The 16,842-nt window shown below is 63.1% G+C and carries 13 protein-coding genes; 6 read left to right on the forward strand and 7 right to left on the reverse strand.

What is annotated here, in order from left to right:
- The first annotated feature begins 40 nt into the window (after positions 1 to 40).
- Positions 41 to 1,315 (forward strand): glutamate-cysteine ligase family protein, encoded by a 1,275-nt coding sequence (locus H3T88_RS04785; RefSeq protein ID WP_198203746.1) that lies wholly within the window; start codon positions 41 to 43, stop codon positions 1,313 to 1,315.
- A 275-nt stretch (positions 1,316 to 1,590) separates the two neighbouring features.
- Complete coding sequence (gene ileS, locus H3T88_RS04790; RefSeq protein ID WP_198203747.1) at positions 1,591 to 4,935, forward strand: mupirocin-resistant isoleucine--tRNA ligase; 3,345 nt, start codon at positions 1,591 to 1,593, stop codon at positions 4,933 to 4,935.
- Between the two features lie 134 nt (positions 4,936 to 5,069).
- Here the strand turns inward: ileS and H3T88_RS04795 are convergent, their stop codons facing one another.
- Positions 5,070 to 6,017: an aldo/keto reductase gene (locus H3T88_RS04795; protein WP_015021507.1), complete on the reverse strand. Its 948-nt coding sequence runs from the start codon at positions 6,015 to 6,017 to the stop codon at positions 5,070 to 5,072.
- A gap of 166 nt (positions 6,018 to 6,183) precedes the next feature.
- On the opposite strand from H3T88_RS04795, the gene H3T88_RS04800 reads away from it, so the two are divergent.
- A complete protein-coding gene (locus H3T88_RS04800) occupies positions 6,184 to 7,152 on the forward strand; it encodes an SPFH domain-containing protein (RefSeq protein ID WP_015021508.1) in 969 nt (322 codons plus the stop codon).
- 52 nt (positions 7,153 to 7,204) lie between these two features.
- Here the strand turns inward: H3T88_RS04800 and H3T88_RS04805 are convergent, their stop codons facing one another.
- Together H3T88_RS04805 and murI are read right to left on the reverse strand one after the other, a co-directional pair.
- Positions 7,205 to 8,056 (reverse strand): patatin-like phospholipase family protein, encoded by an 852-nt coding sequence (locus H3T88_RS04805; protein WP_015021509.1) that lies wholly within the window; start codon positions 8,054 to 8,056, stop codon positions 7,205 to 7,207.
- A gap of 67 nt (positions 8,057 to 8,123) precedes the next feature.
- Positions 8,124 to 8,909: a glutamate racemase gene (gene murI, locus H3T88_RS04810; protein WP_198203748.1), complete on the reverse strand. Its 786-nt coding sequence runs from the start codon at positions 8,907 to 8,909 to the stop codon at positions 8,124 to 8,126.
- Positions 8,910 to 8,976: 67 nt separating this feature from the next.
- Here murI and dapF point away from each other — a divergent pair, with 67 nt between their 5' ends.
- On the forward strand, positions 8,977 to 9,957 hold the full coding sequence (dapF, locus tag H3T88_RS04815; protein ID WP_198203749.1) for a diaminopimelate epimerase: 981 nt from the start codon (positions 8,977 to 8,979) through the stop codon (positions 9,955 to 9,957).
- On the opposite strand, the gene H3T88_RS04820 is transcribed toward dapF, so the two are convergent.
- Positions 9,958 to 10,590, reverse strand: coding sequence for a vitamin K epoxide reductase family protein (locus H3T88_RS04820; RefSeq protein WP_198203750.1), 633 nt, complete (start codon positions 10,588 to 10,590; stop codon positions 9,958 to 9,960).
- Positions 10,591 to 10,661: 71 nt separating this feature from the next.
- Here H3T88_RS04820 and H3T88_RS04825 point away from each other — a divergent pair, with 71 nt between their 5' ends.
- Positions 10,662 to 11,549 carry a PHP domain-containing protein gene (locus tag H3T88_RS04825; protein ID WP_198203751.1) on the forward strand — a complete coding sequence of 296 codons (888 nt, stop codon included), beginning with the start codon at positions 10,662 to 10,664 and terminating at the stop codon, positions 11,547 to 11,549.
- Positions 11,550 to 11,612: 63 nt separating this feature from the next.
- Here H3T88_RS04825 and H3T88_RS04830 read toward each other — a convergent pair whose 3' ends face one another.
- Together H3T88_RS04830 and H3T88_RS04835 are read right to left on the reverse strand one after the other, a co-directional pair.
- Positions 11,613 to 11,852 carry a DUF3107 domain-containing protein gene (locus tag H3T88_RS04830; protein WP_015021514.1) on the reverse strand — a complete coding sequence of 80 codons (240 nt, stop codon included), beginning with the start codon at positions 11,850 to 11,852 and terminating at the stop codon, positions 11,613 to 11,615.
- A gap of 89 nt (positions 11,853 to 11,941) precedes the next feature.
- Positions 11,942 to 13,561: a phosphotransferase gene (locus tag H3T88_RS04835; protein WP_198203752.1), complete on the reverse strand. Its 1,620-nt coding sequence runs from the start codon at positions 13,559 to 13,561 to the stop codon at positions 11,942 to 11,944.
- A gap of 103 nt (positions 13,562 to 13,664) precedes the next feature.
- On the opposite strand from H3T88_RS04835, the gene H3T88_RS04840 reads away from it, so the two are divergent.
- On the forward strand, positions 13,665 to 15,155 hold the full coding sequence (locus H3T88_RS04840) for an ATP-dependent helicase (protein ID WP_332461015.1): 1,491 nt from the start codon (positions 13,665 to 13,667) through the stop codon (positions 15,153 to 15,155).
- 46 nt (positions 15,156 to 15,201) lie between these two features.
- Here H3T88_RS04840 and H3T88_RS04845 read toward each other — a convergent pair whose 3' ends face one another.
- Positions 15,202 to 16,824, reverse strand: a complete 1,623-nt coding sequence (locus H3T88_RS04845; protein WP_198203753.1) for a zinc-dependent metalloprotease — start codon at positions 16,822 to 16,824, stop codon at positions 15,202 to 15,204.
- Positions 16,825 to 16,842 lie beyond the last annotated feature (18 nt).

The following is a 16,842-nucleotide window of genomic DNA, read 5'->3' on the forward strand; positions in this document are numbered from 1 at the left end:
TTGGTTGCCCAGGGCCCTCGACCGCTCCTACCATGACAGCATGAGGAAAAGCGTAGGCGCTGGGTATGCGCACCTGTTGACGGTTCCAAATCCGCGGCATGTGGACAGCCTGGTCGACTACTTCAGACGAGGATCCAAACCACGTTCCCAGTGGCGTTTCGGTATTGAGATCGAGCATCTGCCGGTCCGCAACGACGGGTCCGATGGCCCGGTTCCCTATGAGGGGGAGCAGGGCATCGAGGCCCTGCTATCGGCCTTGGAGCCTTGCTACGACGGCGATAAGGAATATCGGGAGGACGGTCACCTGGTAGGACTGAGTCGTCAGGGCTGCGTGGTCTCACTGGAGCCCGGGAGCCAGGTGGAGTGCTCCCTGGGTGTGGTGCGGGACAGCCGGGAATTCGAAGACCTCTACCGTCGCTTCCGTGCCGAGGTCGACCCCATCGCCGAGCAGCTGGGGTTCCGGTTGGTCGAGTACGGGTACCGTCCGGCCGGGTCATACGCGGATGTGGGCGTCAATCCCAAGGAACGCTATGCGGTCATGAACACCTACTTGGGTCGCATCGGCCAGTGCGGGCCCATGATGATGCGCAGCACCGCCTCCACCCAGATCAGCATCGACTACCAGGACGAGGACGATGCCATCGGCAAGATTCGTCTGGGCACGGCCATCGGGCCTATCCTGGCCTACTTCTTCCGCAACACTCCAATCTTTGAGGGCAAGCCCAACCGCATGCCCCTGAGGCGTCAGCGGATCTGGGATTGGCTCGACACCCAGCGCACGGGTCTGATTCCTGGGCTGTTCGAGGATGGCTTCGGCTGGGAGGACTATGCCGTGGACATGCTCTCCACTCCGCTCATGGTGGCCGATGTCTCCCACACCCCGGAGGTGGAGGGGCCGCAGGGACAGCAGGTCTTCATAGCCTGGCATGAAAACGCCGGGGAGATCTATCCGGATCGGCGGCTCAATGATGCCGAGATAGCGCACATTTTGACCACGCACTTCAATGACGTCCGCCTGAAGAATTACATCGAGCTCAGGCACTGGGATTCACTGCCCATGAAACGTGCCAGCCGACTTCTTGAGGTCGTCGGTGGCATCTTCTATGACTCGGATCGATTCGCCGGACTTGCCACGCTCTTGGACGGGGTGAGCGATGAGGATGTGCTTGCAGCCAAGGCCGACCTGCAGGTTCGCGGCGGCAAGGCCAGCCCCTATGGTCGTTCCCTGGACTTCTGGCGGCAGGCGCTGGGCGCCGAGGACACCCTTGAAGATCTGCCGGGCGATCCGCGCCATCCCGATCTTTTCCAGTCCTGACGACCGTTTCGTTATGCGAACGGGCGAGACCGGTTTCCTGAGGATGGTATAATCTGGTCACCAATGGGCCTTGATCCGTCATCAGCGGGGAGCCCTCGGAAGAACAGGATCGCCTGCGGCGGTCCTCAGTAGAACCGACGGGTGGGCCCGCATAGCCCAGATCAAGCGGTCCGGCGCGGGTCATTGGCCGGGCAAGCGAGGTGGTACCGCGGTGGGCCCCATGGGTCCCTCGTCCTCGACATGGCGATATGAACGACCAGCGAGGAGCGTGAACGGTGAATCAGACCACTGATACCTCAGATGCGACAAGTCGGGATGGCGAAGTCTATCCCAAGGCGGTGGTGGACCCGGCTCTGGCCAAGGTGACGCCCAATCCCTCCTTCCCCCACATGGAGGAGTCCGTGCTGGACTACTGGGATCATGACGACACCTTCAACAAGTCGGTGGATCGTCGCCCGTCCGGTGATCACGCCGACAACGAGTTCGTCTTCTTCGACGGCCCGCCCTTCGCCAACGGCCTGCCCCACTACGGGCACCTGCTGACCGGCTACGTCAAGGATGTCATTCCCCGCTATCAGACCATGAAGGGCCACAAGGTCAATAGGGTCTTCGGCTGGGACACCCACGGTCTGCCCGCCGAGCTGGAGGCCCAGCGCGAGCTCGGCATCGACAGCGTGGATCAGATCGAGCAGATGGGCATCGAGAAGTTCAATGACGCCTGTCGCGCCTCGGTGCTCAAGTACACCAGCGAGTGGAAGGACTACGTCCACCGTCAGGCTCGCTGGGTGGACTTCGACCATGGCTACAAAACCCTGAATGTCTCTTATATGGAGTCGGTCATGTGGGCCTTCAAGACCCTGTATGAGAAGGGCCTGGCCTACGAAGGCTACCGCGTGCTGCCCTACTGCTGGAAGGACCAGACGCCGCTGTCCAACCACGAGCTGCGCATGGATGCCGATGTCTACCAGGACCGGCAGGACACCACCGTCTCCGTGGCCGTCAAGCTCAGGGACGAGGATGCCTATGCGGTCTTCTGGACCACTACTCCCTGGACCGTGCCCACCAACCTTGCCATCGTTGTCGGCGCTGACATCGAGTACTCGGAGGTCAGTCCGGTGTCGGGGCCCTTCGCCGGCAAGCGCTTCTACATCGCCACGGCCCGTCTGGGCGATTACGCCAAGCAGCTGGGGGAGGACTACCAGGTGGTCCGCACCCTCAAGGGGTCCCGGATGGAGGGCTGGCGGTACTGGCCGGTCTTCCCCTACTTCGCCGGGGAACAGGCCGAATCCGAGGGCGGCACCCCCGGCCCCAATGCTTATACCATTTACACGGCCGACTACGTCGACACCGTGGAGGGCACCGGCCTGGTCCACCAGGCTCCCTATGGCGAGGACGATATGAACACCCTGAACGCCAAGGGCATCCGCAGCGTGGACGTCCTCGATGCCGGGGCCGTCTTCACCGAGCAGTGCCCGGACTACCAGGGCCTGCAGGCCTTCGAGGCCAACATGCCCATCGTGCGCAACCTGCGCGCAGGCGACGGCCCCCTGGCACGGATTCCTGCCGAGCACCGGGCTCTCCTCTTCCAGGAGAAGAGCTACGTCCACTCCTACCCCCACTGCTGGCGTTGCGGCACCCCGCTGATCTACAAGCCGGTCTCCAGCTGGTTCGTCTCCGTGACCAAGATCAAGGACCGCCTGCTGGCCCTCAACCAGCAGATCAACTGGATCCCCGAGAATGTCAAGGACGGCCAGTTCGGCAAGTGGCTGGCCAACGCCCGCGACTGGTCCATCTCCCGCAACAGGTTCTGGGGCTCACCCATTCCGGTCTGGGTCTCGGACGATCCCAAGCACCCCCGGGTGGATGTCTATGGATCCCTGGATGAGCTCAAGCGGGACTTCGGCCGCTACCCGACCGATGACAAGGGGCAGATCAACATGCATCGGCCCTGGATCGACCAGCTGACCAGGCCCAACCCCGACGACCCCACCGGCAAGTCCACCATGCACAGGATCACCGATGTGCTGGACTGCTGGTTCGAGTCGGGCTCCATGCCCTTCGCACAGTTCCACTACCCCTTCGAGAACAAGCAGTATTTCGAAGACAGGGATCCCTGCGATTTTGTGGTGGAGTACATCGGTCAGACCCGTGGCTGGTTCTACACCATGCACATCATGTCCACGGCCCTCTTCGACCGGCCGGCCTTCAAGAACGTGATCTGCCACGGCATCGTCCTGGGCTCCGACGGCCAGAAGATGAGCAAGCACCTGCGCAATTACCCGGATGTGAACGAGGTCTTCGACAAGTACGGATCCGATGCCATGCGCTGGTTCCTGATGAGCTCTTCCATCCTGCGCGGCGGCAACCTGGTCGTCACCGCCGATGGCATTCGCGACACGGTCCGTCAGGTCATGCTGCCGGTCTGGAGCTCCTACTACTTCTACACGCTCTACGCCAACGCGGCCAACAAGGGTGCCGGCTACCAGGCCCAGGCGCTGACGCCGGACCGGGTGGCGAGCCTGCCGGAGATGGATCGCTTCCTGCTGGCACGCACCCGTCGGCTGATCCAGTCGGTGCAGAAGGCCCTGGACGACTTCGCCATCTCCGAGGCCTGCGATGCGGTGACCGACTTCATCGATGTGCTGACGAATTGGTACATCCGCAACAATCGCGATCGCTTCTGGAGCGAGGATCACCAGGCCTTCGACACCCTCTACACGGTCCTGGAGGCTTTCTCCCGTGTTCTGGCCCCCCTGGCGCCCATGGAAGCCGAGCAAATCTGGCGGGGTCTGACCGGCGGCGAGTCGGTCCACCTGGCCGACTGGCCCTTCCTGGCCGACGAGGCCACCGGGCAGGAGACCCAGCTGGGACAGGTCCTGCGCGACGATCCTGCTCTGGTAGCCGCCATGGAGAAGGTTCGCGAGGTGGTTTCGGCCACCCTGGCCCTGCGCAAGGCCGAGCAGATCCGCGTCCGCCAGCCCCTGTCCCGGCTGACCGTGGTGGTTCGTGACCCTGATGCCGCCCGCCCCTACGTGGATGTGCTCAAGTCCGAGCTCAACATCAAGGATGTGGAGTTCTGCACCCTGGATCAGGCCGGCCGGCATGGCCTGCAAATCATCCACGATCTCAAGGTCAATGCCCGTGCGGCCGGACCCCGGCTGGGCAAGCAGGTCCAGTTCGTCATCCGGGCCTCCAAGCAGGGCGACTGGTCAGAGCAGGACGGACATGTGGTCGTCACTACCCCCGATGGACCGGTGGCCCTGGAACCTGGCGAATACGAGCTGGACAACCGGATCGAACAGGAGGATGGCTCCCAGGCCGACAGGTCGGCCTCCGCAGCTCTCCCCACTGGGGGTTTCGTCATCCTCGACACCCAGCTGGACGACGACCTCTTGGCCGAGGGCTATGCCCGCGATCTGATCCGCCAGGTTCAGGATGCCCGGAAGACCGCTGGTCTGGACATCGCCGACCGGATCCGGTTGACCTTGACTCTGCCTGCTGAGGATGCCCCCAAGGCCCAGCAGTTCAGCGACCTGATCGCTCGCGAGACCCTGGCCACCAACCTGACCGTCAATGCCGGCAATCTCGACCAGCCGCAGGTGGACCTGGTCAAGGCCTGATCATCGTTGCATACAAAGGGCTTCCATCCTGTATCGGATGGAAGCCCTTTGCTATAAGCTCTGCCTGGCTCGGTGCTCGTCTGCACCACGCTTGGCCATGCTGCCGGCAACCGCGATGGAGTACCGGCTGCTGATCAGCCTTTGACCTTGTCGCTGACCTGGTCCAAGGTCTGCATATCCTGGTCGCTCAGTTTCAGATGGGCAGCGGCCAGAAGGGCCGGCAGCTGCTCGGGGGTGCGTGCGGAAGCGATAGGGGCTGCAATCCCAGGCCTATGGTTGAGCCAGGCCAGGGCTACGGTGGCCAGTTCGACCCCGTGGGCCTTGGCGATGCCGTCCATGGCGGCGACCACATCCAGTCCCTCCTGGGTGAAGAAGTCCTTGACCATGCCCTCGCGCTTCTTGCCCTTGAGGTCGTCCAGGGTCCGGTACTTGCCCGTCAGGAAGCCCGAAGCCAGCGAGAAGTAGGGGAAGACCGCCAGATCCTCGTCCTTGGCAACCTGCATGAGGCCATTCTCATAGGTCCTGCGATAGACCAGATTGTACTGGGGCTCCAGGGCCACCGGCAGGGTCAAGCCCTCCTTGCGTGCAATGCTGAACCATTCACGAATCCGGTCCGGGGTGTAGTTGGACACTCCAATGGCCCGGACCTTGCCCTCCTTGACCAGTTTGTCGAAGGCTGCCGCAGTCTCCTCCAGGGGGGTGGAGCTGTCGTCGAAGTGGGCGTAGTAGAGGTCGATCACATCCAGGCCCAGCCTGAGCAGGGAGGCGTCGGCGGCGGCCTCAATGTTCCTGGCTGACAGGCCGGAGTACTGGGGGTGCTGGCTGACCTTGGTGGCCACCAGGACCTTGTCGCGGTTGCCGTTCTTGGACAGCCAGCGGCCCATGACGATCTCGGACTCACCGCCGGAGTGGCCGGGGGCCCATGCCGAATAGACGTCAGCTGTATCGATCAGGTTGCCTCCGGCTTCCGTGTAAGCGTCCAGGACCCGGTCAGATTCGGATTCGTCGCTGGTCCATCCGAAGGTGTTGCCGCCCAGCACCAGGGGGAAGATTTCGGCGTCGATGCCGCGTAGTTTTGCCATGTTCATCCTTTCGAGTTGAAGCCTTGTTAAGCCGAGTCTATTACCGCTGGTGTGCCCGAACCGGTTATTCAGACGAGTCCATCATGTATGGTGATGAGAGGAAAGGCCGGAATGGTGCGGTTTTCAGGTCCGGCCCCAAGGGTTTTAAGCTCGAAGGAGAACACTCATGCATCTAGGCATCGCCATTGTGATCGCCGTGCTGGTTCTGGCGCTGATCATCTTCCTCCTGGGGATCTTCGTGGTGCCCCAGCAGCAGGCGGACGTCATTGAGCGCTTCGGCAAGTACCATCGGGTGGTGCTGGCGGGCATCCACGCCAAGATCCCCCTGGTGGATCGAATCGCCGCCAAGACCAACCTGCGGGTCAACCAGTTGAACGTCAAGCTGGAGACCAAGACCAAGGACAACGTCTTCGTCACTGTGGAGGTCTCCGCACAGTTCCGTGTGGAGGCGGCCAACGTGTCTACGGCATACTACGAGCTGGTCGACCCGGCGGGCCAACTGCGCTCTTACATGGAGGATGCCCTCAGGTCGGCCATTCCCGCCCTGAGCCTGGATGACGCCTTCGCCCGCAAGGACGACATCGCCTCAGACGTGCAGAAGACTGTGGGGAAGGAGATGCAGCGCTTTGGGTTCTCGGTCATCAAGACCCTGGTCACCGCCATCGACCCCTCCACCCAGGTCAAGCAGGCCATGGACTCGATCAACGCGGCCCAGCGCGAGAAGGAGGCCACCAAGGAGCGTGCCGAGGCCCGTCGGATCGAGATAGAGACCCAGGCCAGGGCCGATGCCGAGAAGACCAGGATGCAGGGCGAGGGCCAGGCCAACTACCGGCGTGAGATCGCCAACGGCATTGTGGACCAGATCAACAGCCTGCGGGCAGTGGGCATGGATATCGACGCCGTCAACAATGTGGTGCTCTTCAACCAGTATCTGGATGTGATGCGCTCGCTGGCCGAATCCGGCAATGCCAAGACCCTGGTCCTGCCTGCGTCAACCCCCGGTGGATACAACGAGCTCTTCAATCAGATGACCGCAGCGCTGATGACCGCACAAAGCACCCAGGGCAGCGCGGATCCCCGCCACGGCCGCAGGAGTGCGGGCACAGAGGGCGGGACCGGTACGCCGGTTCTGTAAGATCCAGTGAAAAGGAACAACTCCCCGCAAGGCAGAACCTGCGGGGAGTTGTTCAGCTTTCCAGGAAGTCGGCTATGGCCTCGGCGGCCCGATAACCTTTGTCGTACATGGCGTTGAGTCCCTTGAGCGACTTGCTCAGGGTGGTCAGTCCGCACAGGCTGTCCGGGGCCAGGATGAGGACCCGACCCTCCTTTTCGGCCTGTTTGGCCAGGGCCACCTCGTCGTTGTAGGTGCGGTAGCGCTCCATCAGGCGCTCGCCGGCCGCCGGATAGGTTCTGGCCAGGATTCGGGCGGGCAGGACATCCTTCTTCTGCTCTCGCAGAATATCCCTCTGGCGGGTCAGTACCAGGACAATGCGTTCATAGCCCTCATCCATGGCTTTGCGGACCGGGACAGGGTCGGCGATGCCGCCGTCCAGATAGGGCACGCCATTGATCATATAGGGCTTATTGGCCACAGGCACTGTGGATGAGGCCTTGAGGATGTCATAGTTGTCCTGGGCCAGGTCTGACTTGTCAAAGTAGACGGTGGATCCATCGGTGGCCTTGCAGGCCACTACGGTGAACAGGGCCGGGTTGGCCTTCAGCGCCTGGTAATCCAGCGGGCATTCCCCGTCATGGGCCGACAGTTTGCCGTAGACGTAGTCCAGGTCGACGAAGGTGTGCTTGGTCAGGAAGTTGCTCACGCTCGCGTACTCCTTGCGGGAGGAGTATACGGTGTAGAAGCGGTAGCAGCGTCTGAGCTGGCCCGACAGGAACGAAGCCAGATTGGCGCTGCCGGCCGAGACCCCGTAGCAGTGATCGAAGGTGATGCCCTGCTCCATGCAGCGGTCGAAGACGCCGGCGCCGAAGATGGACCGGTAGCCGCCGCCTACGTCAATGACGGCTGTTCCTTTGCGTGCCATGAGCACCTCGATTCCAGACAGATTCCGCGCTTGATGACAGCTTATGCGCGGACGTAGGACAAGCCGTTCAGGGGCGGCAGGAGGCCAGCAGCCGCTCGGACAGATCCAGCATTTCCGGTGAGGAATCGGAGTTGGCGATCTGTACCCTGCCCGGGTCGGGGCCTTGGTTGAGGGCATCGGCGTGGAGCAGCAGATCCTTGAGGTGGCGGGCCGTCCCAGGGTTGCCGTCGATCAGCGCAAGCTCCGGCGGGCAGATACGGGCGATGGATTGACGGAAGAAGACGAAGTGGGTGCAGCCCAGGACCAGGGCATCCAGGGTCTGCAGATCATAGGGGTCCAGGTAACGGTGCAGGGTGGCATCGACCAGTGCCTGGTCGTTCAGTCTGTCAGACTCCACAATGGTCACCAGGTCCGGGCAGGGCTGGGTGAGGATGGTGTGCCTGCCGGAGAACCGAGCCATCAGACGCGAGAACTTGGCCTCCTTCAAGGTCAGCGGGGTGGCGGTGACCAAAACCCGCTGGGGTTGGCCCCCGCCTCGTGTACAAGCCAGTTTCAGGGCCGGCTCCATGCCGATGACCGGGACCGGGTAACGTCGGCGCATCTCATCCACGCAGACGCTGGTGGCGGTGTTGCAGGCGATGACCATGGCCTTGACGCCCTGGTCCATGAACCGGTCGCCGATGACCTGGCAGCGCTGGGCGATCTGTTCCGGCTCCTTGGTGCCGTAGGGGGCATAGGCGGAATCGCCGAAGTAGAGCAGATTTTCTTGGGGCAGCAGGTTCTGAATGGCTGCGGTGACGCTCAGACCGCCCAGCCCGGAGTCGAAGATCCCGATCGGTGCATCTGATGCCATGTGATCCGCTCCTTTCGCAGCCGAAGAACCAGCCTAGTCTGTCGCCGAAGGGCCGTACGCTACAAGCATGAGTATTCCCCGGACTGTTTACAAAATGCAAGCCACCGGCAACGATTTCGTGGTCTACGCCGATCCCCGGGGGGATTTGGAACCTACGGCCGATCAGGTGCGATGGCTGTGCGACCGGCATTTCGGGGTCGGAGCCGACGGGGTGATCCGGCTGACCCACCCGGCCGATGTCAGCGACCTGAACCAGGAGCAGGTGGATGCCTGCGACCGCTTCGGCTGTCAGTGGTTCATGGACTACCGCAACGCGGACGGTTCCTTGGCTCAGATGTGCGGCAACGGGACGCGGGCCGTCACCCTCTTCGCCCAGAAGCAGGGGCTGACGCCGACCATGGAGGGCTCCTCCTTCCTGCTGGGGACCAGAGCCGGGGTCAAGCGGATCGTCTCGTGCAGTCCGATGAAGTGCGATGGCGATCATGTGTTCAAGGTCAAGGTCGGGGCATGGCGGTTGGGCCCGGTGGGGCAACAGCTGGTCGACGGCGGTGCTTTAGGCGGCTCGGCTCCCGGCACCATGGTGGATATGGGCAATCCCCATGCAGTCGTTCTGGCCTCAGCCGCTGCCGAATTGGAGGCTGGGGTGCTGCCCGGAACCGTGACCGACCTGTTAGCCAGAGCTGATCTGCCTGACCTGGCCAATCTGGATCTGTCGGCTCCCCCGCAGGTCAGGCCCGGGCTGGCTGAGGGGCAGAATGTGGAATTCCTACGTCTGGATGCCCTGGATGCCGACAATGGCAGCGGTCGGGCCACCATGAGGGTCTATGAGCGTGGAGTGGGCGAGACCTTGTCCTGCGGGACCGGTCTGTGCGCCAGCGGCGTGCTGCTTCGAGCTTTGACCGGTGTCGATCACTGGATCATTCAGGTAGGTGGAGGCTGTCTGAAGGTGGACGTGGATTCGCAGGATGCATGGCTGACAGGACCGGCCAGAATGGTGGCCCGTCTGACCCTGGAGCATGTGACCCTGGAGCATGTTCCCGGCTGCTGATTAGCCGAAGAGGGCGGATCCTTCCACAGCCAGGACGATGGTTGCCAAGGCTACCAGCCAGATCAGGTCGACCATCAGGTCGAAGTGCCGCTGGTAGTACGTCTGCAACCATCCTGGCCGCTTGTGCGGCAGATCCTGCTGGATGACCGTGGCGTGGCTGAAGGCCATGAATTGCAGGCTGGTGGCGAAGATCATGACCAGGCACCAGGGGCAGAGGGCGTGGATGACGAAGAGTGACTGGGTGAACAGCCAGAGTGCATAGGCCAGCGCAGCAAGCGAGGCCAGCCAGGTTCCCGCTGCCAGCAGCGTGGGCATCTTGATCCTGCACAGGCCAACTACCGCCAGCGTCAGGAAGACGGACTCGGCCATCAGTCCCAGAAAGGCGTTGGGGACCGGCAGTGTGCCCAAGCGAATCAGCTCGGCCTGGGAGGACTGGGCAACGGCGGAGCAGGAGACCACCGAGTTGATGTCACAGCTGAGCTGGCCCTGGGGGTGACGTGCCAGCTGGAGCGTTTCCGCTGACAGGACCAGGCTGGCGTAGAGCGTTGCGAGAGAGGCCAGGGCAGCAATCAGATAGCTGTAGAAGGATCTGGCCTCCTGCCGGGGTGGGGCTGACGATGTCGGTTCGCTCATGGGGTCCATCACCTCGATGGTCAAGAAGGTTCTCTGAGACGTGAACTCGTTCACGAGTTTAGGATGGAGGCATGACGCATGAGGATACTGCCACGGTTTCCGGCTGGGATCTGCACTGCCACACCGTGTTCTCCGACGGCACCGTGACGCCCAGGGGGATGGTTGAGCAGGCACAGCAGCTGGGTCTGGAAGGTCTGGCCATCACCGACCATGACACCAATGCTGGCTGGGATCAGGCTCGTCAGGCGGCCCAGGACCTGGCGATGCCCCTGCTGCCGGGCACCGAAATCACCGCGCAGGATGGTCATGTATCGGTTCACATGCTGGCCTACCTTTACGATCCCGAGGATCCGGTCATCGCCGGGCTTTTCGTCAGGACCAGGGAGGCCAGGTTGAGCAGAACCAGGACCATGGTCGAGCGGATCTCCAAGGATTACCCGATCACCTGGCAGGATGTGCTGGACCAGGTCAAGGAGGGTTCGAAGACCACGGTGGGCCGTCCGCATATCGCCGATGCCCTGGTCAAGGCCGGTGTCTATGCCGACCGGAGTCAGGCCTTTGCCGGGGTATGTTCATCCAGAAGCACCTACTACCTGCCTACGCCCTCGCCGACCACCCACCAGGTGCTGGCAGCGGTCAACCATGCAGGCGGTGTCTTGGTCATCGCACACCCCGGTGCGGTCAGTCGCAACCCCGTTCTGCTCTCCGACCAGCAGATCGCTGCGCTGGCCAGGGAGGGGCTTGGCGGCCTGGAGGTCTGGCACCGGGACAATCCGCCCGATCAGCGTCGACGGTTGCTGGCTCTGGCCCAACGCTGGGGGTTGCTGGTGACCGGAGGATCGGACTGGCACGGCCAAGGCAAACCCAATCGCATGGGGGAGAACAGCACCACTGATGAGGTTGTGGCCCGAATCGTAGACAGGGCCCGGGGGAGCCGCCCGGTGGCCTGGGCGGGTTAGCGGAACGAATCGGGGGCGGTCGGACCACAAGGACCCGACCGCCCCCATCAGGCAATCACAGCCTCAGTCGGAGGCGCCTCCCAGGACTCCGAAACCGACCGGATGGGTCGTGTCTGAACCAATCACTGCATAGCCCAGGGACTCCTTGGGAACAATGATGTGCCGACCCTTGTCGTCTACCAGATCGATGGGTCCGCCCTCGTTCAGGGCCTGAGCGATGTGGGCAGCCACCTCGTCCGCCTTGTCGTTGGTGGTGAAGTTAACGGTGCGGGCCACGTTCTTGATGCCGAATTCGATATCCATTGCTACCTCCAAGGTTTTTCTCCGATGCCCAGACCTGCCGGTCCACGGATCTTCCGGTCTCATTATTCGCTGACCCCGGTGATTACGCTCTAAGCGTCTCCCTGATGCTCCTCCTGGGGAGAGCCGGTTTCCGGCGGTGATGCCGATGCCTGTCCGTCTGCAGTGAGCGTGGGGGTCTGCTCAGGCAGGGGCTTTCTGGGAAGGACGATGGTCTCTGCCTGATCGCTCGCAAGAGCCTGAGCTGACGAGGCGTCATGCGGCTGGGAAGCAGCCGAAGGCTGACCGTCTCCGGACAGGCCTACGGATGAGCCGCTTGTTGTAGCCTTCGGATTCGCTTCGCCATTTGCATCCTCGTCGCTGGTGGCTGGGTGGCCGATGCCGCGGAAGTGATCGCTCAGGCCTGATTCCTCCTCCTGGGCAATAGGAGCAACAGCTGGGGGCTTGGACTTGTCATCGCTGTCAAGGTCTGTGGTCCGGTCCTGTCCGATGGGCTTATTCACGGCCTCGGAGTGGTCCATGGCGGTCTGGGCCAGAGCCAGGTCAGCCATTTCCACCCTGCTGATGGCGATGGTGGCCGAGCTTTCATCCAAGGCTTCTGTCGAGGCGGGGTCCGGCTCTGGCGCCTGATTCTCATGTACCTTGGCTGCGGAGGGGTCCTCAGCTTTATCATCGCCCAGCAGAGTTCCCACAGTGATGGTGGAGGGTGCGCCAGCGGGTGACGGACTGGGCGTCTGCCGCTGGCGACGGGCGCGCCGATCCTGCTCGTGGTCGCCCAGCTGCTGGGCCAGACGTTCCACCTGTGCCTTGAATTGGATGATCCGTTCGTTGTCCGCATGATCCAGGGCGGTGATGAACTCGCCCACCTGCTCCATCTGCAGCCAGAGATTGGCCCGGAGCATGATCAGGTCATCCAGCCGGGCCCCCATCATCCTGCCGTAGGCTGCAATGACGGCGTTGCGGCGGGACCCGTCCAGCTTGGCGAAGATCCAGGCCAGGTCGCGGGCAGGATCATTGACCTGCATGTCCTGCCATCCGTAGACCCCGCTGAGTCCGGAGCCTGAATAGAGTAGATCGCCGTCGGAGAAGCCTCCGTGCACGGTGCAGGTTTCAAAGGACCAGAGTCCGTCGGTCGCCACGATGGAGGCCCAGGAATCGGTGATTTCCTTGGGCACGTGGCCGTCCATGCGCAGCCGTTTGATCCATCCGCGCAGTTGGGCCGCAATCTGGGCAGTGGAGAAGGCCGGATAGCCGTGGGTTTTCAGAAAATCAGGGCGTACCCGATGGATGGCGCCGATGGCGGTGCCTGCGGCGGTGCATTCGTTCAGGGTCAGCAGGTGGAGGGGACGGATTCTGCCCGGGCAGTGGGTCATGACGGCAACAGCTGTGGTGCCGGTCGGACTGTCGGCCCTCTCGCCGGGCTGATAGGCCAGGATGCGCTCGACCCGGAAGCCCATGGCCGCCATCTCCTTGGCATCGGCCAGGGCCTGAGCCGCCTTGACCCGAGCGGCCAGACGGCGCTTGCCGGCCTCCGAGCCGGTGGCCCAGACGTCGTAGACGTTGCCGGTCGCGTCCTGGACCACGGCACAGTCCACGCCCTGTGCACGGTCCAGGCTGCTGAGCTGGTCACAGTCCCGTGCGCCGGTCATGGGCACCTCGGGCATGGCGGCCGACGCCAGGGCGGCCAGGGTCAGCTTCGTTCGTTCACTCACATTCCCAAGGATAATACAAGGACTGCTGTGGATAGGGTTGCCCACTTGACCACATGGGCACGCCGCTGTCGGTTCCGGTACCGCCCTTTGACACAATGGAGTTGTGCATGAGGATGAGGAACGATTGCTGGAGGGTCTGGATCCCGCCCAGCGGCAGGCTGCTACCGTGCTTGACGGGCCTGTGCGGATTGTCGCTGGGGCCGGGGCTGGCAAGACCAGGACCATCACCCGGCGGATGGCCTATGCCTGCGCCAGCGGCAGCTGGGAGCCATCCAGAACCCTGGCAGTGACTTTTTCGGTCCGTGCTGCAGCCGAGATGCGCGATCGACTGACCAAGCTTGGCGTGTCGGCCTCCCTGCAGGCGGCGACCTTTCATTCGGCGGCCCTGCATCAGCTCAGGCGGGTCTGGCCCCAGGTCAGCGAGACCTACCCTCCCGATTTGATTGAGGATGTGGGTCCCCTGGTGTCCTCCGCCTACCAGCGGGTCTGCGGGCAGGAGGCCGACCCGGGGCAGGTCAGGGACCTGACTGCGGAGATCAACTGGGCCAAGGTAGGGCTGATTGCCCCCCAGGACTACGTACGGGTCTGCTCAGCCAGTCACCGCCTGCCACCGGCCGGTCTGGAGGCTGATCGGATGGCCGATCTGTACACGGTCTTCGAGAGATCCAAGGCCGCTCATAATCAGATGGACTTCAACGACATTCTTCTGCTGGTCTGTCACATATTGGAAGAAGGTGGCCAGGCTGCTGCAGACATCAGAGACCGAATCGGCTGGCTGACCGTGGACGAGTACCAGGATGTCTCGCCCCTGCAGCACCGGCTGCTCAAGCTCTGGCTCAACGGCAGGCAGAACCTGTGCGTGGTGGGTGACCCGGCCCAGACCATCTACTCTTTTGCTGGGGCCACCTCCTACTACTTGCTGAACTTCCCCCAGGAATTCCCGGACATCAAGGCTGATCTGGACTTGTCCACCGACTACCGGTCGACGGGTAGGGTGGTCCATTACGCCAACGGCATTCTGGCGCGCTCGCCGGTGCGTGATGACTATCTGAAGCTGACCTCGGCCCGTCCGGAGGGCAGCAGGGTTGCAATGACCCGTTACGAGGACGATGGCGATGAGGCCGGGGCCGTGGCCTCCCGCATATCCTCCATGATCAAGAAGGGGGCCCGGCCCGGCCAGTTTGCAATCCTGACGCGGATCAATGCCCAGCAGACCCTGGTCTGCCGTGCCCTGCACGAACGTGGAATTGGTTACCGGGTACGCACGGAGTCTGGCTGGCAGAACCAGTCGGTCAATCTGAGCAAGCAGGAGGTGCTGGAGCAGCTGGAGGGCGGTATGGGCCAGGGTAGGGTCACGGTCTCCACCATTCACGCCGCCAAGGGGTTGGAGTTCACCCATGTCTTCATCGTGGGCTGTGCCGAGGGGCTGATTCCCTTTGGTTCACCGCCGGAAGGGGATGTCCTGGAGGAGGAGCGCCGTCTCATGTACGTAGGGGTGACCCGGGCCGAGGACACACTCCACCTCTCCTATGCGGAGCACAAGGATGGCAGCGCTTTCGTCCGACGCACCCCCAGCCGATTCATTCACCGCTGAGTGCCATCGCCTCGGCCTTCGCATCGTAGTGGAGAGGGAGTGCGATTCAGGCTTGGTTCTTGCCTGAATCGCCACTGTCTGAGTCGTTCCGATCCGGGTGGCCGTCGTCGGTGTCCTGGGAATCCGGGCCAGCGCTCATCTGATTGCCGGGAGTCTCGTGGTCTGAATGCTCCTGGTCATTGGAACCGTCGGAGTCTGCAGGGGCGGTCGGATCGGTAGAAGGCTCCTTCTCCTCGTCATTCAGCAGTTTGTCCAGCTCGGCATCCCAATCCACCGAGGTGGTGGGAGTGTCGGCCTTCTGCTCGGATTGCCCCTCTGCAGAGATCGGTGCTCCGCCCTCGTCGGCTTCCTCCTTGATGGGCAGGGAAGGCAGCAGGTCAGGATGGGACCAGTGGTCGTCACGGCCCTGTACCCCCTCGTCGGCGGTGATGCGCTCCCAGAGATCGGCAGCCTCGCGCAACCGCTTGGGATGAAGATGCAGGCCCAGCAGGGACTCGAAGGTCTGTTCGGCCGGCCCTCCCACGGCGCGCTCGCGTCGGGTCATTTCCCGCAGCTGCTCCAGATGGGGCAGGTGGGCCATGCCGGCGTTCCAGACCACACAATCCACCCAGCCGTCCACCAGGGCCAGCAGGTCGCCCAGGCTGTGCAGGGCCTCCTTCTGCTCAGGGGTGTCCTCGATGCCGACGTTGCTGAGATTGATGGCACCGGCGATGGATTCGGGGTTGATTTGCTCAGCATCGCGCAACTGATCCTCCACAGCGTCCAGGTCGATGGAGACACCTCGGGCATACTTGCCGATCAGGGCCTCGAAGCGCGGCATCAGCCAGGGGACGGCGGCGTAGAGCCGGGCGTGGGCGGCTTCCTTGAGGGCCATATAACGGGTGACTTCGTCCAGATCCAGATCCAGGGATTTGGCATAAGCCTTGATGTTCTGTGGAATAAGGGCTCCGGCGGGGTTTTTCAGCAGCGGGATGCCCTGGTCGAATCCTCCGCGGACCTCCTTGGCCAGCTCGCCGGCGGCCTGCCCCAGCTGCATGGCGAATGAGGTGTTCCCCAGCAGCCTCATCAGCGTGGTCGGATCCTTGAGATTATCGGGCAGGGGGATGGGCACAGGTCCGGCGAACATCCCCGAAATCTCGCCCTGGTCGAAGCCCTGGAAGCGCTGGCTTATGACGGAGGTCAACGCCTCGCTGACCGCCTGGGCCACCGGCGAGGCGAACTGAACCCAGGCGTCTATGCTGCCCTCGATCCATCCGGCACGGGTCAGGGCTTCGGTTTGGCCTGGGGCGGGGTCAAAGGCGCAGACGGTGTCCAGCCAGAGGTTGGCCTCGCTCATGACCCGGGCCACCCGGTCGCTGTCCTCGGCTGTGACTGTGGTATCGGACTGGTCGACCCTGGTGCGCCCCAGGGCGATGTTCTTGGCCAGCGTAACGTTGATGGGCCCCTGGTCGGCTTGGGCTTTCATGTCGGCCGGGGTGTTCAGCCCTCCAGCAGTGAAGGCCTGAATCAGGGCCTGGACCTCGGCGGGTTTGGGCAGCTGATCGGCTCCCTGGGCCGCCATCTGGGAGCGGATGGACTCAGGCAGCTGCGAGAACTGACTCCAGGCCAGCTCGCCCTGCACCGGGCCGAAGCACTCGATGAGCCATTGGTGGATTGCATTCTCGTCCATTGCTTTGTTTCCAGTCCT

Origin of the sequence: Bifidobacterium sp. W8110, from assembly GCF_016101375.1 — a bacterium.
Classification (GTDB): Bacteria; Actinomycetota; Actinomycetes; order Actinomycetales; family Bifidobacteriaceae; genus Bombiscardovia; species Bombiscardovia asteroides.

What these genes read in the sequence shown, in the direction of transcription:
- H3T88_RS04785 (WP_198203746.1), top strand. Translation starts at nt 41, where the DNA reads ATGAGGAAAAGCGTAGGCGCTGGGTATGCGCACCTGTTGACGGTTCCA.
- H3T88_RS04795 (WP_015021507.1), bottom strand. Translation starts at nt 6,017, where the DNA reads ATGGCAAAACTACGCGGCATCGACGCCGAAATCTTCCCCCTGGTGCTG.
- H3T88_RS04800 (WP_015021508.1), top strand. Translation starts at nt 6,184, where the DNA reads ATGCATCTAGGCATCGCCATTGTGATCGCCGTGCTGGTTCTGGCGCTG.
- H3T88_RS04805 (WP_015021509.1), bottom strand. Translation starts at nt 8,056, where the DNA reads ATGGCACGCAAAGGAACAGCCGTCATTGACGTAGGCGGCGGCTACCGG.
- murI (WP_198203748.1), bottom strand. Translation starts at nt 8,909, where the DNA reads ATGGCATCAGATGCACCGATCGGGATCTTCGACTCCGGGCTGGGCGGT.
- dapF (WP_198203749.1), top strand. Translation starts at nt 8,977, where the DNA reads ATGAGTATTCCCCGGACTGTTTACAAAATGCAAGCCACCGGCAACGAT.
- H3T88_RS04820 (WP_198203750.1), bottom strand. Translation starts at nt 10,590, where the DNA reads ATGAGCGAACCGACATCGTCAGCCCCACCCCGGCAGGAGGCCAGATCC.
- H3T88_RS04825 (WP_198203751.1), top strand. Translation starts at nt 10,662, where the DNA reads ATGACGCATGAGGATACTGCCACGGTTTCCGGCTGGGATCTGCACTGC.
- H3T88_RS04830 (WP_015021514.1), bottom strand. Translation starts at nt 11,852, where the DNA reads ATGGATATCGAATTCGGCATCAAGAACGTGGCCCGCACCGTTAACTTC.
- H3T88_RS04845 (WP_198203753.1), bottom strand. Translation starts at nt 16,824, where the DNA reads ATGGACGAGAATGCAATCCACCAATGGCTCATCGAGTGCTTCGGCCCG.